We start from the raw sequence: 13,674 nt of genomic DNA, 5'->3' as shown, positions 1-13,674 counted from the left end.
AGAGCGACCTCGTCCCCTACGGGATGGAGACGGACGGAATCCATTCGCCGCCCCCCGCCCCCAGGGTCTACACTCGCCAGCTTCCCCGCCTCCCCCCGTGGAGAGCCGCCGCCCGGTCGGAAACCGGCGGCCACTTCGACGTGTCCGTGCATCCGCCCCGGAGGCTCCGCCGTGTCCGTGTCCGTACCCGCAGTCGATCCCGACCAGCCGCCGTCCGCCGGCGATCCGCTCGCGCGCGAACGCGCCCACCTGACCTCCTCCCGCGCCGCCCTGCGCGCGATGCGCGAGGACGTGCAGGCGCTCGACATCAAGGACGTCACCGCGAACTGGGTGAACGCGGCCGTCCTGGAGCGGCAGATCGAGGACCGGATCAGGGCGCTGGCCGACCTGGCCGGGACGCCGCTGTTCTTCGGGCGGCTCGACTACCTGCACACCACGCAGGAGGGGCAGCGGTTCTACATCGGGCGGCGGCACGTGCACGACGCCGACGGCGATCCGATGGTGATCGACTGGCGCGCCCCGGTGTCGCAGCCGTTCTACCGGGCGTCGCGCAAGGACCCCCAGGACGTGGGGCTGCGGCGCCGCTTCGGGTACACGGGCGGCGAGCTCACCGCGTACGAGGACGAGCACCTGTCCGACCCGGAGGAGCCGGCGCGCACCAGCCGGCTGCTCCAGGCGGAGATCGAGCGGCCGCGCGTGGGTCCCATGCGGGACATCGTGGCGACGATCCAGCCCGAGCAGGACGAGATCGTCCGGTCGGACCTCTCGGGGTCGGTGTGCGTGCAGGGAGGGCCGGGGACCGGCAAGACGGCCGTGGGCCTGCACCGTGTCGCGTACCTCCTCTACGCGCACCGGGAGCGGCTCGCCCGCACCGGGACGCTGGTCATCGGGCCGAACCGCTCCTTCCTCCACTACATCGAGCAGGTGCTTCCCGCGCTCGGCGAGTTGGAGGTGAGGCAGGCGACGGTCGACGACCTCGTGGCGCACGTCGAGGTGCGGGGGACGGACGCGGCGGCGACGGCGGTCGTGAAGGGCGACGCCCGGATGGCGGAGGTGCTGCGGCGGGCGGTCCGCTCGCACGTGAAGCTGCCGGAGGAGTCCCTGATGGTGGTGCGCGGTTCGCGGCGCTGGCGGGTCCCGGCGTACGAGATCGAGGAGATGGTGCGGGAGCTGCTCGACCGCGACATCCGGTACGGGGCGGCCCGCGAGGCGCTTCCGCAGCGGATCGCGCACGCCGTGCTCGTACGGATGGAGCAGGCGGGCGAGGCGCCGGACGACCGGGTGCAGAACGCGGTGGCGCGCAACGCGGCGGTGAAGGCGGTCGTGAAGGAGTGCTGGCCGCCGGTGGACCCGGCGAAGCTGGTGCTGCGGCTCCTCGGCGACGCGGGGTTCCTGGCCGAGCACGCCGAGGGGGTGCTCACGGAGGACGAGCAGAAGCTGCTGCTCCGGGAGAAGCCGGACCGGAGCGTGAAGTCGGCGAAGTGGTCGGCGGCGGACGCGGTGCTCGTGGACGAGGCGATGGACCTGGTGGAGCGGACGCACTCGCTCGGGCACGTGGTCCTCGACGAGGCGCAGGACCTGTCCCCCATGCAGTACCGGGCGGTGGGCCGCCGCTGCACGACCGGTTCGGCCACCGTCCTGGGCGACCTGGCGCAGGGGACGACGCCGTGGGCGACGGAGAGCTGGGCGCAGGCTCTCGTGCACCTGGGGAAGCCGGAGGCGGTGGTCGAGGAGCTGACGGCCGGCTTCCGCGTGCCGCGCGAGGTCATCGCGTACGCCTCGCGGCTGCTGCCGCACATGTCGCCGGGGCTCGCGGCGGTGGAGTCGGTACGGGAGAACCCGGGGTCGCTGGAGGTCCGGCACGCGCGTGCGGAGGACCTGGACGCGGCCGTGGTCGCGGCCTGCGTCGAGGCGCTGGAGCACGAGGGCTCGATCGGCCTGATCGCCGCCGACGCGCGGATCGCGCCGCTCGCGGAGGCGCTGGCGGCGGCGGGCCTGCCGCACCTCTCGCCGGGCGAGGAGACGACGGCCGCGTCCCGCCTGACCCTGGTCCCGGCGTCGCTCGCGAAGGGCCTGGAGTACGACTACGTGGTCCTGGACGAGCCGGCGGCGGTCGTCGACGGCGAACCCGACGAACGGACGGGCCTGCGGCGCCTGTACGTGGCGCTGACGCGAGCGGTGTCGGGCCTGACGGTCGTTCACTCCGCGTCCGTGCCGGAGCAGTTGGGGGCGGTGTGACCGCCCCCTAGGGGAAGTCCGCCAGGGCCTCGGTGTGGGTGCGGCGGGCGACGGACGCCAGGACCGGGTTCCTCCCCCGGTAGTACGCCTCCGTCACGACGCCCCAGCACAGGGCCCAGCCCCGGCCGCGGGCCCAGGTGGCGTCGTCGACGCGGGAGGCCTCGCGGAAGAGGGGGCGGGTGTCGGCGGTGAGGAGGGTCCAGGCGGCCATCGTGTCGCAGGCCGGGTCGCCCGTGCCGAGGCCGCCGAAGTCGATGACGGCGTGCAGGCGTCCGTCGCGGGTGAGGAGGTTGCCGGGGAGCAGGTCGGCGTGGGCCCAGACCGGGTCGCCCCGCCACTGTGGGAGGCGCAGGACGGCCTCCCAGGCCCCGGTGACGGCGGCGGCGTCGAGCGTGCCGTCCGCGCCGAGGGCCTCGATCGCCGGTGCCATGGCGCCCTCCTCCCAGGCGGTGACCGGGCCGCCCCGGAAGGAGGCCGGGCCGCCGGTCGCGTCCGCCGCGCGCAGGGAGACGCCGAAGCGGCCCAACTCGACGGCGGCGTGGGCGAGGTCGGTGATCGGCGCGTCGTACGCGTCGTCCCCGTCGAGCCACCGGCACACCGTCCAGGGCCGGTCGAAACCCTCCCCCGGCGCCCCGTGCCCGACGGGTACGGGGACGGGAAGCGTCAGGTGCGGGGCGAGGCGCGGCAGCCAGTACCGCTCCTTCTCCGCCTGCCCCTCGGCCCCCTCCGCCTTCGGCAGGCGCACGGCGAGCTCGTCCCCGAGCCGGAACACGGCATTGTCCGTACCCGCCGATTCCACGGCCCGCACGGGCAGACCGGCCCACGCGGGGAACTGCGCGGCGATCAGACGCTCGACGAGGACGGCGTCGAGGGGGTGCGGGGCGGTGTGGGGGGCGGGCATGCGGGCGAGGCTAGCCGCCGGCGTACGGCCGAGACCATGTATTTTCCCGTACGCCGGCGGACCGCCCGTGCTCAGGAGAGCGGCGCGTCCACCGCCTCGCGCCACGTGCGGACCGCGTCCGCCGAGACCGGGGCCGTCCAGCCCTGCGGGCGGGCCGCGCCGCCGATGTGGAAGGCGTCGAGGCCGGCCGCGCGCAGTTCGGGGAGGTGGTCGAGGCGGAGACCGCCGCCGACGAGGATGCGGGCCTCGTAGCCGGGCTCGCCCGCACGGGCGGCCTCGGCCTTGAGGGTGGCGAGGCCGTCGTCGACGCCGGTGGCGGAACCGGCCGTGAGGTAGGTGTCCAGGCCCGGCAGGTCGGCGAGGCCCTTGCGCAGCCCGTCGCGGTCGGCGGCGCGGTCGATCGCCCGGTGGAAGGTCCAGCGGCAGCCGTCGAGGACGGCGATCAGGCGCTCGACGGCGACCAGGTCCGGTGCGCCGTCGGGGGTGAGGAAGCCGAGGACGAACTCGTCCGCGCCGGCCTCCCGGAGGTCGGCGGCGCGGGTGACGAGGGCCTCGACGCCCTCGGGGCCGCCGGCCGAGAAGCCGTCGGCGAGCCGGAGCATCACGCGCAGCGGGATGTCGACGGCGGCGCGGATCGCGGCGAAGCCGGCCCCGGACGGGGTGAGCCCGTCCGCCGCCATGTCGGTGACGAGTTCGAGCCGGTCGGCGCCGCCGGTCTGGGCGGCGACCGCGTCTTCCTCGTCGAGGGCGATCACCTCAAGGACTGCACGGTTGCTCATCGAAGCCCATTCCTCCATGAATGACGGCTATAGGTCTAGTCCAATGACCAGCCTAGCCGTGCTCGCGGCCGCCCGCACCGTGCTCGGCCTCACCATCTGCGGAAACGTCTGCCCCGGAATCGCCCGTCCGTACCGCGAGGACCGCCGCCCGCGCCTCGCCCTCGTGCCGGAGGCCTTGGAAGTCCCGGAAGCCCTGGAAGTCCTGGAAGCTCTAGAGGAGACGGTACGCGCCCGCGCCGGGCGCCGTCGCCGTCGCCGTCGCCGTGAAGGAGGCGTCCGGGCCGGGACGCCCCTCGCGGGAACCTTCCTCGTGGGAGCCCCCCTCGTGGGGAGCCGTCTCGCGGGGAGGCGTCCCGTGGGGGTCCGCGTGCTCCTCGACCGCCGGGGGCTTCGCGGAGGGGCCGACGGCCGCGCCGACCCCGTACGCGGCCCCGAAGGTCGCGGCGAGCGCGGCGGCAAAGGCGGCGATCTTCGCACCGGTGTTCATGGCTGCTCTCCCGTCGGTCGTCGATGGAGGGGCGCGGGCGACTGCGCACGACCCTTCCTCACACGTCACGATACCCCCTAGGGGTATCAAGTCAAGCCGATCCCCCTTGCTTCCGGTACGGGCCGGGGGTATACCTGAAGACGTGAACAGATACCCCCCTAGGGTATGCTCGTGAGAGAATCGACCGACGAGGAGCAGAGGCCATGGCAACGACGACATCCGGCACGGCTCAGGTCGAGCTCGCCATCGGCGGCATGACCTGCGCCTCGTGCGCGGCCCGCATCGAGAAGAAGCTCAACCGCATGGACGGGGTCGAGGCCACCGTCAACTACGCCACCGAGAAGGCGAAGGTCAGCTTCGACGCGGAGGCGGGCGTCGGCGTCGCCGACCTCATCGCCACCGTCGAGGCCACCGGCTACACCGCCGCCGAACCCGAACCCCCGAGGGACGAGGCGGCCGGCGCGGGCCCCACCGACGAGGAGCGGGCCGACGCCGAGCTGCGGCCCCTCAGGCAGCGGCTCGTCACCGCCGTCGTGCTCGCCGTCCCCGTCGTCGCCATGGCCATGATCCCGGCCCTCCAGTTCCGGTACTGGCAGTGGCTGAGCCTCACGCTCGCCGCGCCGGTCGTCGTCTACGCCGCCTGGCCCTTCCACCGCGCCGCCTGGACCAACGCCAGGCACGGCGCGGCGACCATGGACACCCTGATCTCGGTCGGCACCGGCGCCGCGTTCCTGTGGTCGCTGTGGGCGCTGTTCTTCGGCACCGCCGGCATGCCCGGCATGACGCACCCCTTCGAGTTCACGATCGCCCGCACCGACGGCGCCGGGAACATCTACCTGGAGGCCGCCGCCGGCGTCACCGCCTTCCTCCTGGCCGGCCGGTACTTCGAGGCCCGCTCCAAGCGCAAGGCGGGCGCCGCGCTCAAGGCCCTGATGCGGCTCGGCGCCAAGGAGGTCACCGTCCTGAAGGACGGCAGGGAGGTCACCGTACCGACCGCCGACCTCCGCGTCGGGGACCGCTTCCTGGTCCGTCCCGGCGAGAAGATCGCCACCGACGGCACCGTGGTCGAGGGCTCGTCCGCCGTGGACGCCTCCATGCTCACCGGCGAGTCCGTCCCGGTCGAGGTCGGCGTCGGGGACGCCGTCACCGGCGCCACCCTGAACGCCGGGGGCCGGATCGTCGTCGAGGCCACCCGCGTCGGCTCCGACACCCAGCTCGCCCGGATGGCGAAGCTGGTGGAGGACGCGCAGAACGGCAAGGCCGCCGCCCAGCGCCTCGCCGACCGGATCTCGGCCGTCTTCGTGCCGGTCGTCATCGCGCTCGCCGTCGGCACCCTCGGCTTCTGGCTCGGCAGCGGACAGGGCCTCACCGCCGCGTTCACCGCCGCCGTCGCCGTCCTGATCATCGCCTGCCCGTGCGCCCTGGGCCTGGCCACCCCGACCGCCCTCATGGTCGGCACCGGGCGCGGCGCGCAGCTCGGCATCCTCATCAAGGGACCCGAGGTCCTGGAGACCACCCGCCGGGTCGACACGATCGTCCTGGACAAGACCGGCACCGTCACCACCGGCCGGATGACCCTCCTCGCCGTCCACACCGCCGGGGGCGTGGAGGAGAAGGACGTCCTGCGGCTCGCGGGTGCTCTGGAGCACTCCTCCGAGCACCCGATCGCGCGGGCCGTCGCCGCCGGCGCGGCCGAGCGGGTGGGGACGCTCCCGGCCCCCGAGGACTTCGCGAACGTCCCCGGCCTCGGCGTTCAGGGCGTGGTCGGGGGCCACGCGGTCCTCGTCGGCCGCGAGAAGCTGCTCGAGGAGTGGGCGATGGCCCTCCCGGCCGGCCTCAGGTCCGCGAAGGACGCGGCCGAGGCGGCGGGGCGGACCGTCGTCGCGGTCGCCTGGGACGGGGAGGCGCGCGCGGTCCTGGAGGTCGCGGACGCCGTCAAGGAGACCAGTGCCGAGGCGGTCCGGCGGCTGCGCGGGCTCGGCCTCACCCCGATCCTGCTCACCGGCGACAACCGGGCGGTCGCGGAGGCCGTCGCCGCCGAGGTCGGCATCGACGAGGTGATCGCGGAGGTCATGCCGCAGGACAAGGTCGACGTCGTCGAGCGCCTCCAGCGCGAGGGACGTTCGGTCGCCATGGTCGGCGACGGCGTGAACGACGCCGCCGCGCTCGCGCAGGCCGACCTCGGTCTTGCCATGGGCACGGGCACGGACGCCGCCATCGAGGCCGGCGACCTGACCCTCGTACGGGGGGACCTGCGGGCGGCGGCCGACGCGATCCGGCTCTCCCGCCGGACCCTCGGCACGATCCGCTCGAACCTCTTCTGGGCCTTCGCCTACAACGTGGCGGCGCTGCCGCTCGCCGCGGCCGGGCTGCTCAACCCGATGATCGCGGGCGCGGCCATGGCCTTCTCCTCGGTCTTCGTGGTGGGCAACAGCCTGCGGCTGCGGGGCTTCAAGGCGATCGACGGCTGACGGTCGACGGCTGAGCGGACCGGCACACGGGGCCGGGGCCCGTCCGAACGGCGGACGGGCCCCGGCCCTCGTGCGTGGAGCGGGTACGGCTCAGCAGGCGCCGAGGTCCTGCCACACCCCCCACTCGCCGGTGGTGCCGGGCTCCTCGCCCGTCGTCCACCACTTGGCCTTCCAGGTGTGGCCCTTGTGGGAGACCTGCTGGCCGCCGGTGTAGACGGTGGCCTTGGCCCACGGGGCGGCCGTGCACTGGGTGGCGCCGCCGGTGACGGTCAGGGAGAGGACGGCGGCGTGCCCGGCGGACGGGCTCGCCCCGTTGACGACGATCTGGTACGTGCCGGAGACCGCGGCCGTCGTGGTGTTCAGGGTGAGGGTGGAGGAGCCGCCGGCGGTCACGGAGGCGGGGCTGAGGGAGGCGGTGACGCCGGCGGGCAGGCCGCTGACCGTGAGGTTCACCGTCCGGGCCGCACCGGCGGTGACGGCGGTCTTCACCGTGGCGGTGGTGGAGGACCCGGCGGCGACGGTGGCGGAGGCCGGGGTCACGGCCACCGAGAAGTCGTCGGCCGGGGCGGTCGTCCCGCTGGTGAAGGGGGCGAAGATGTGGGAGAAGTCCCAGGTGTTCTGCTGGATGCCCGAGCAGTTGTCGGCGGCGGCGCCGCCGGGGCAGCCGCCGTTGTCGCGCTGGAGGGCCCAGAAGGAGAGGGTGTTGATGCCCTTGGAGACGGCCCAGTCGTAGACGGTGCGGGCGTTGGCGAGGGTGAAGGTCTCGGCGGGGCCGAAGTCGTCGACGCCGATCATCTCGGTGATGCCGACCGTGCCCCAGAGCTGGGCGGGGGTCTTGGCCGGGTAGAGCTTGGCGAGCTGGTCGTAGAGGCCCTGGGCGGCCGTCTTGGTGTCGGCGGCCATGTCGTGGGCGGCGTTGTCGTAGTAGTCGAAGGTCATCATGTTGACGACGTCGACGCGGGCGCCGTTGGCGACGGCGTTCTTGAGGACGGCGAGGCCGCTGGAGGCGAGGCCGCGGGTGGTGGTCGGCAGGGTGTACGAGATCTCGATCTGGCGCCCGTTGGCGGCGGCCCAGTCCTGGAGGACCTTGATGGCCTTGTTGCGGCGGTCGATGCCGGCCGCGTTGTCGAGGGAGTCGACCTCGATGTCCATGTCGAGCCGGGTGACGTCGTAGGTGGTGATCACCTTCTGGTACACGGCGGCGATCTGGTTGACGTCGGTGCAACTGTCGGCGATCTCGGTGCCGGTGGTGTCGGCCGTGTAGCCGCCGAAGGACGGGATGACGTCGCCGCCGCGGGACTGGATGGTCTTGATGTCGGCGCCGAAGGAGGACGCGGCGACGGGCAGGGAGCTGTCGCCGTTCCAGTACGCGGTGCAGGAGCCCTTGGCGGCGGTCTGGAGGAAGGCCATCGTCAGGTGCTTGGCACCCGACTGGGCGCTGAGGGCGGCGGGGCTCTCGCCGGTCCAGGCCTCGAAGTAGGGGGCGAAGACGTGCGCGGGGAGGGGGGTGGCCGCCTGGGCGGGCGCGGTGCCGACGGCGGCGAGGCCGAGGGCGGCGACGGCGGTCACCGCGGCGGTGAGGGCCGAGCGGAGCGAGCGTACGCGTCTCATGACAGTCCCGTGGGTGTGGGGGCGGGGTGCGCCAACGCCTTTGTTGCGCGCGTCTGTTGGCATACGGAGTAGCCCCGCCGCGCCGGACGCGTCAATGGACTGGACCAAACTTGAAGGAGTCTTGGACTAGACCAATTCGGGGCTTCGTTGCGTGGTACACGCACGGGGACGGGGGCGGTGCTGGGACGATGCGCGCGGACGGGGGCCGTGGTCCGAAAAGCCAGAGGGGTGGAGGTCCGGGCGGCTCCGTACACTCCCGGCATGAGTTCTGTGGCGCTGGCGGTCCACGACGGGACGATGCTGTTCGAGACCGCGGCGGCCTGCGAGGTGTTCGGCGTCGACCGCGGGATCACCGACGGCTGGTACGACTTCAAGGTCTGCGCCGCGCGGGACACCGCCGCCGCCCGGGTCGGCGGCTGGCTCCGGATCGACGCCCCGCACGGCCTCGACGACCTCGCCGGCGCGGACACCGTCATCGTGCCGTCCTGCACCGACGTCGACGCGGCTCCGCCCGCCGACCTCCTGGAGGCCGTGCGGGCGGCGCACGCGCGGGGCGCGCGGATCGTGTCGCTGTGCACGGGGGCGTTCGTCCTGGCGGCCGCGGGCGTCCTGGACGGCCGCCGCGCCACCACCCACTGGGCGCACACCGACGACCTGGCGGCCCGTCACCCCCGGATCGAGGTCGACCCGGACATCCTCTACGTGGAGGACGGCAACGTCCTGACCTCGGCGGGCAAGGCCGCCGGGATGGACCTGTGCCTGCACCTGGTCGGCGCCGACCACGGCGCCGCCGTCGCCGCCGAACTGGCCCGGCGGCTCCTGGTCCCGGCCCGCCGCGCGGGCGGCCAGGCGCAGTACGTCGCCGCGCCGACGTCCGCCGACGCCGCCGACGCCTTCGCGGACCTCCTCGCCTGGGCGGGCGCCCGGCTCGACGCACCCCTGACGGTCCCCGACCTCGCCCGCCGGATGAACATGAGCACCCGGAACCTGACCCGCCGCTTCACCGCCACCACCGGCACCACCCCGCTGCGCTGGCTGCACACCCAGCGCATCCACCGGGCCCAGGTACTCCTGGAGACCACGGACGACAGCGTCGAACTGATCGCCACCCGCACGGGCATGGGCACGGCGACGACCCTGCGCCGCCACTTCCACAACGCGCTGGGGGTACCGCCGGACACGTACCGGCGCACGTTCCGGAGCCGCGCGTAGGGGCGCCGGCCTCCGGGCGGACGGGACCGCGCGGCGCCCTCCCGCCGTGCGCCCCGGGTCCCTAGGATCGCCGTATGACCTCTCGCCCGGCCTCCCGCTCGGGGGACTCGTCCCTCTCCCTCTGGTCCCGGAACTCGTTCCTCTCGATCGGGTCCGTGGACTCGATGCTCTCCATCGGCTCGGTGGGGTCGTTCCTCTCCATCGGCTCGGTCGGCTCCGCCCACTCGGTCGGCGCGATCGGGTCCTGGGCGAGCGTCGGCTCGGTCGGCTCGGCCCTGTCGGTCGGCTCGGTCGGCTCCTGGCTGAGCGTCGGCTCGGTCTTCTCGGCCCGGTCGAAGGGGGCCGTCCTGTCCTGGCGCTCGCGCGGCGGCGTACTGGCGGTGGGAGCGGCCGTGGGACTGGCGGCGGGCACGATCGCCCTGGCCTCGGGGGTGCGACGGGGGCGCTGACCGGACGGCGACGCCGGCTGCTGCCCGGGGCCTGACCGCGCCCGTCACGCGACGGCGGTGATCACGTCTCCCGGGGCGTCGGTCCGCTGCTGTCGGCGGTAGGCGGAGCCGTCCTTCGTACGGGAGAGGAAGCCGCCGGTCACGAGGTGGCGGCGGAGGGCCGGGAAGTCCTCGTGCACGCCCTTCAGGGCCTCGTTGACCTCGGGCTCGCCGTAGGCACGGCCGTCCTCGAAGAGGGTCGCGGCGAGGTGCGCGAGCAGCGCCTCGCGGCGGGCGGCGCGGCGCGGGACCGCCTTGAGGCGTCCGTCGGCGGAGAACAGGTCGGCGACGGTGGAGGAAGAAGGGTGACTGGTCATGGACGAGGAGCCTGGCGCCCGCGTCCCGCCCGCCGCAAAGGATTTTCGACGGGGCCGGAGCGGTGGGAGACTTTCCCGTAGGGGGCTCGGGAAGACACCGTGGGAGACCACGGCGAGGAGCGCGCCATGGCACCGGAACCGGAAGGCCTCGGGGGCGCCGCGCCCCCTCCCGCCGACCCGCGCCGGGGGCGCGACGAATCGGCCGAGGAGCGCGCGGACCGGATGTGGGCCGACCTGCTCCAAGAGCTGCGGGTGGCCCAGACCGGCGTGCAGATCCTCTTCGGCGTCCTGTTCATCGCCGTCTTCCAGCCCGCCTTCACCGACCTCGGCGACACCGACCGCGCCCTCTACGTCACCGCGGTCGTGCTGGGCGCGGCCAGTGCGGGGTCCCTCATCGGCCCGGTGTCCCTGCACCGGATGGTCGCGGGCCGCCGCATCAAGCCGCAGACGGTGGTGCTCGCCGCCCGGATGGCCAGGACGGGGCTGCTGCTGCTCGCGGTGACCACCGTCCTGACCCTGCTCATGCTGCTGCGGGTCGCCCTCGACGACACGCTCGCCGCCTGGCTGGCGGGGATCGTCGGCGTCTGGCTGTTCACCCTGTGGTTCGCGCTCCCGCTCTGGGCGAGACGGCACTACACCAGCCGCGAGTAGCCCGGGCGCGGCACTCGCGCGGTCGCTCGTCGTACCCCTTGGGGGGGGCAAACCGCAACGAGCCGGACCCGGGCGCCGCACAGCCTGCTCATGTCGTCGACGTCCGAGGTCAGCATGACCACGGGTCGCTGCTGGCGGAGAGCGGCCTCCGCAACCGCCGCGTCGATGGCGTACTTGTGACCGTGAAGGCCCGCCTCCATCAGCAAGGCCGAAGCCGCCCTGGCCTCCTCGTCGCCCACGGGGACCACCCTCAGACCGGACAGCACCCCGTTCAGCCTGGCCCTGTTCGTCCGGGCGTGGACGGCCTCGATGACGGTGAGGGCGCTGATCACGACCTCCATGCCACGGGTACGCGCCTCCATGACCAGCGCCACCACGGTCTCGTCGTCGTCGAGCAGCTTGGAGAGACCCTCACTGTCGAGGACGAGCGTTCCTTCGTGCGTCAGCTTGCGGCGGGCCACTGGTCCTCGTCCGCGAACACCTCGTCGAAGACCTGGCGCGCCCCTTGCCTCGCCTGATCGGAGACCGGTCCTTTGCAGCTCTCGTAGTCCGCCAGGTACTCGTCCAGCACCTGCCCCCGCAGCTCCCGCTCGACAGCCGCCGCGATGAACGCGGAGAACTCGCGTTTACCGACTCGGGACCGGATCGCCTTCGCCGTCCCCTCCGGCAGGGAAAGGCTGACGCGCGTCGCCGGACCTTCACCGATGTTGTAAGTCGTCTCGGACATGCATCCAGTGTGTCAAACGAGTGGGAAAAGCGAAACGGACGCTCCTCCGCACGAAGGGCCCCGCCGCGTGGCAAGGCCCTGGGGTGCCGGGAGTGGTCAGACCGCGTGCGTCCGCGCGAACGCGGTGAACGCGGACCAGGCGGCCGGGGTGGCGGTCAGTTCGCCCCGGGTGTGGTCCTTGGTGTCCCGGACGCGGACGAGGGGGAGGTTGTCGGCGACCTCGACGCAGGCGTCGTTGGTGTTGCCGCTGTACGTGCTCTTGTGCCAGTTGGGAGATGTCTCAGTCATCGTGTTCCTTCGCAATGGCACGCATCAGTTCAAGGGATGCCCGGACGCTCAGGGCATCCTGTTGCAGGAGATCATAGACCCGCTGGAATTGCAGGACTTCGGTACGGTCCTCCGTGTAACTACCCGTGCTGAAGCCCTCCGTGTACGCTCCGCGCTCCCCCTTCGGAAGGGTGAGCAGGGCGAAGGAGCCGGCCACCGGCACGCCGCTCATGGGAAACACCTGGACGTTCACGTTGGGGCGTTCGCACATGGCAAGCAGGTGCTCGATCTGCTCCCGCATCGCCTGTTTGCCCCCGGTCTCACGCCGTAGGCAGGCCTCGTCCAGGACGGTCACCATCCAGGGCGGGTCGGAGCGTTCGAGTACCGCCTGTCGTTCCAGGCGTCCTTGGACGTAGTCGCCGATCAGACTCGGCGCGCCCGCGAGGCCCGCTTCCATCGCCCCGCGCGCGTAACCGGCGGTCTGGAGCAGTCCCGGCACGACGATGGAGAACTCGTGGATGGCGGTGGCTTCGAGCTGACGGCGCAAGTAGGTCTTCGCGTAGTCGCGAACGCTCTGCTGGCTCACGATCTTCACGAGGTTCACCAGGGAGTCGGGCGGGAGCTGGAGCACCACCTCCAGTTTCTTCGCCAGGTCCCGGTCCGGGGGATCCTCGCCCCGCTCGATCTCGGAGATCCGGGTCGTACTGCTGAAGACCTTGGTCGCCAGATACGTCTGCGTCCACTCGCGTCCGAGCACCAGCCGGGCCTCGCGGACCATGTTCCCGAGGTACTGCTCGACGCTGTCGCCGGGGTCTAGATCTTGGGGTCCTGGCATATGCCCCGTTCCTCACCTGCGCAGTGGAACTCAACTCCTGGAAAGCGTAGGGCGGCACGCGCGATCGTGGAGGCGTCCCGGAGAAGATCCACCAGAAAGGGAACCCCCCATGAGCGCAATCCCACCCCCCTCCCGCCCCGTCGGCGAAGCCGAAGCCGCCCGGGTGTACCGGGAGCTCAAGGACGCCATGGACACCGCCGGCCTTCCCACGAGCGGGCTCTACCGGGACGTCACGCACGGACCCGGCGGGGACACGCACCGGTACGGGCTCGGGACCGTCGGCATCGGCGGGGCCAAGCGGCTGACCGTGCTCCTGCGCACCGCGCGGGCGGTCCGCGCGTGAGGTACCGGATCGGCGACGTCGTGACCGACGCGCAGCGGGCGCTCACCGGGCAAGTCCGTTCCGCGCACGGGAACATGCTGGTCCTGGCCCGCCCCAGCGGCTATCTGTGGGAGGCGGCGGCCGACCAGTGCTGGACGGCGAGTCCGGAGGAGCGCGCGAGCCTGACCCCGAGCGGAGCCGTACGGGTCATCAGCACCTCGGCCCGGGAGCCGTCTCCGCTATCCGAATGATGATGTGACTGCCCGTCACTCGAACGGGCGGTCTTCACTCTTCGTGTCCGTCCGGGCATATGCCGCTGCGGTACGTTCACGCAAAACGGCCCCCGCCGATGACCTGAGAACCATCGT

15 protein-coding genes and 1 pseudogene are annotated in these 13,674 nt (G+C 73.0%); 7 read left to right on the top strand and 9 right to left on the bottom strand.

What is annotated here, in order from left to right; translation table 11 throughout:
* Positions 1 to 177 precede the first annotated feature (177 nt).
* Positions 178 to 2,238 (top strand): HelD family protein, encoded by a 2,061-nt coding sequence (locus tag ACFYNX_RS15325; RefSeq protein ID WP_388661781.1) that lies wholly within the window; start codon positions 178 to 180, stop codon positions 2,236 to 2,238.
* A gap of 7 nt (positions 2,239 to 2,245) precedes the next feature.
* Here ACFYNX_RS15325 and ACFYNX_RS15320 read toward each other — a convergent pair whose 3' ends face one another.
* From ACFYNX_RS15320 to ACFYNX_RS15310, 3 genes are all read right to left on the bottom strand, one after another.
* Complete coding sequence (locus tag ACFYNX_RS15320; protein ID WP_388661779.1) at positions 2,246 to 3,139, bottom strand: aminoglycoside phosphotransferase family protein; 894 nt, start codon at positions 3,137 to 3,139, stop codon at positions 2,246 to 2,248.
* A gap of 71 nt (positions 3,140 to 3,210) precedes the next feature.
* Complete coding sequence (locus ACFYNX_RS15315) at positions 3,211 to 3,918, bottom strand: copper homeostasis protein CutC (RefSeq protein WP_365542842.1); 708 nt, start codon at positions 3,916 to 3,918, stop codon at positions 3,211 to 3,213.
* Positions 3,919 to 4,129: 211 nt separating this feature from the next.
* The gene (locus ACFYNX_RS15310) at positions 4,130 to 4,405 is read right to left on the bottom strand and encodes a hypothetical protein (protein WP_388661777.1); all 276 of its coding nucleotides are present in this window, start codon (positions 4,403 to 4,405) and stop codon (positions 4,130 to 4,132) included.
* A 203-nt stretch (positions 4,406 to 4,608) separates the two neighbouring features.
* Between ACFYNX_RS15310 and ACFYNX_RS15305 the strand changes: the two genes are divergently transcribed.
* Positions 4,609 to 6,876: a heavy metal translocating P-type ATPase gene (locus ACFYNX_RS15305; protein ID WP_388661775.1), complete on the top strand. Its 2,268-nt coding sequence runs from the start codon at positions 4,609 to 4,611 to the stop codon at positions 6,874 to 6,876.
* Positions 6,877 to 6,966: 90 nt separating this feature from the next.
* Here ACFYNX_RS15305 and ACFYNX_RS15300 read toward each other — a convergent pair whose 3' ends face one another.
* A complete protein-coding gene (locus ACFYNX_RS15300) occupies positions 6,967 to 8,487 on the bottom strand; it encodes a chitinase (protein WP_388661773.1) in 1,521 nt (506 codons plus the stop codon).
* 261 nt (positions 8,488 to 8,748) lie between these two features.
* Here ACFYNX_RS15300 and ACFYNX_RS15295 point away from each other — a divergent pair, with 261 nt between their 5' ends.
* Positions 8,749 to 9,699, top strand: a complete 951-nt coding sequence (locus ACFYNX_RS15295; RefSeq protein ID WP_388661771.1) for a helix-turn-helix domain-containing protein — start codon at positions 8,749 to 8,751, stop codon at positions 9,697 to 9,699.
* Between the two features lie 74 nt (positions 9,700 to 9,773).
* Complete coding sequence (locus tag ACFYNX_RS15290) at positions 9,774 to 10,148, top strand: hypothetical protein (protein WP_365542832.1); 375 nt, start codon at positions 9,774 to 9,776, stop codon at positions 10,146 to 10,148.
* Positions 10,149 to 10,192: 44 nt separating this feature from the next.
* Here ACFYNX_RS15290 and ACFYNX_RS15285 read toward each other — a convergent pair whose 3' ends face one another.
* Positions 10,193 to 10,504, bottom strand: a complete 312-nt coding sequence (locus tag ACFYNX_RS15285) for a DUF2087 domain-containing protein (RefSeq protein ID WP_388661769.1) — start codon at positions 10,502 to 10,504, stop codon at positions 10,193 to 10,195.
* 126 nt (positions 10,505 to 10,630) lie between these two features.
* On the opposite strand from ACFYNX_RS15285, the gene ACFYNX_RS15280 reads away from it, so the two are divergent.
* Positions 10,631 to 11,155 carry a DUF6328 family protein gene (locus tag ACFYNX_RS15280; RefSeq protein WP_125667452.1) on the top strand — a complete coding sequence of 175 codons (525 nt, stop codon included), beginning with the start codon at positions 10,631 to 10,633 and terminating at the stop codon, positions 11,153 to 11,155.
* Between the two features lie 50 nt (positions 11,156 to 11,205).
* On the opposite strand, the pseudogene ACFYNX_RS15275 reads toward ACFYNX_RS15280, so the two are convergent.
* From ACFYNX_RS15275 to ACFYNX_RS15260, 4 genes and pseudogenes are all read right to left on the bottom strand, one after another.
* Positions 11,206 to 11,616, bottom strand: a pseudogene (locus ACFYNX_RS15275) (PIN domain-containing protein); the annotation flags it as partial.
* The gene (locus tag ACFYNX_RS15270; protein WP_388661767.1) at positions 11,598 to 11,882 is read right to left on the bottom strand and encodes a hypothetical protein; all 285 of its coding nucleotides are present in this window, start codon (positions 11,880 to 11,882) and stop codon (positions 11,598 to 11,600) included. The gene ACFYNX_RS15270 and the pseudogene ACFYNX_RS15275, both read right to left, overlap by 19 nt.
* A 96-nt stretch (positions 11,883 to 11,978) precedes the next feature.
* Positions 11,979 to 12,170: a DUF397 domain-containing protein gene (locus ACFYNX_RS15265; protein ID WP_388661766.1), complete on the bottom strand. Its 192-nt coding sequence runs from the start codon at positions 12,168 to 12,170 to the stop codon at positions 11,979 to 11,981.
* Positions 12,163 to 12,984 carry a helix-turn-helix transcriptional regulator gene (locus ACFYNX_RS15260; protein ID WP_125667449.1) on the bottom strand — a complete coding sequence of 274 codons (822 nt, stop codon included), beginning with the start codon at positions 12,982 to 12,984 and terminating at the stop codon, positions 12,163 to 12,165. The genes ACFYNX_RS15265 and ACFYNX_RS15260 overlap by 8 nt, the downstream gene beginning before the upstream one ends.
* Positions 12,985 to 13,093: 109 nt before the next feature.
* Here ACFYNX_RS15260 and ACFYNX_RS15255 point away from each other — a divergent pair, with 109 nt between their 5' ends.
* Together ACFYNX_RS15255 and ACFYNX_RS15250 are read left to right on the top strand one after the other, a co-directional pair.
* Positions 13,094 to 13,327 carry a hypothetical protein gene (locus tag ACFYNX_RS15255; RefSeq protein WP_388661764.1) on the top strand — a complete coding sequence of 78 codons (234 nt, stop codon included), beginning with the start codon at positions 13,094 to 13,096 and terminating at the stop codon, positions 13,325 to 13,327.
* A complete protein-coding gene (locus tag ACFYNX_RS15250; protein ID WP_388661762.1) occupies positions 13,324 to 13,557 on the top strand; it encodes a hypothetical protein in 234 nt (77 codons plus the stop codon). The genes ACFYNX_RS15255 and ACFYNX_RS15250 overlap by 4 nt, the downstream gene beginning before the upstream one ends.
* Positions 13,558 to 13,674: the final 117 nt, after the last annotated feature.

The sequence above is a fragment of the Streptomyces sp. NPDC007872 genome, assembly GCF_042868165.1.
GTDB lineage: Bacteria > Actinomycetota > Actinomycetes > Streptomycetales > Streptomycetaceae > Streptomyces.
Note: the sequence above shows the minus strand (reverse complement) of the source record. Positions and strands in the feature narration are given on the sequence as shown.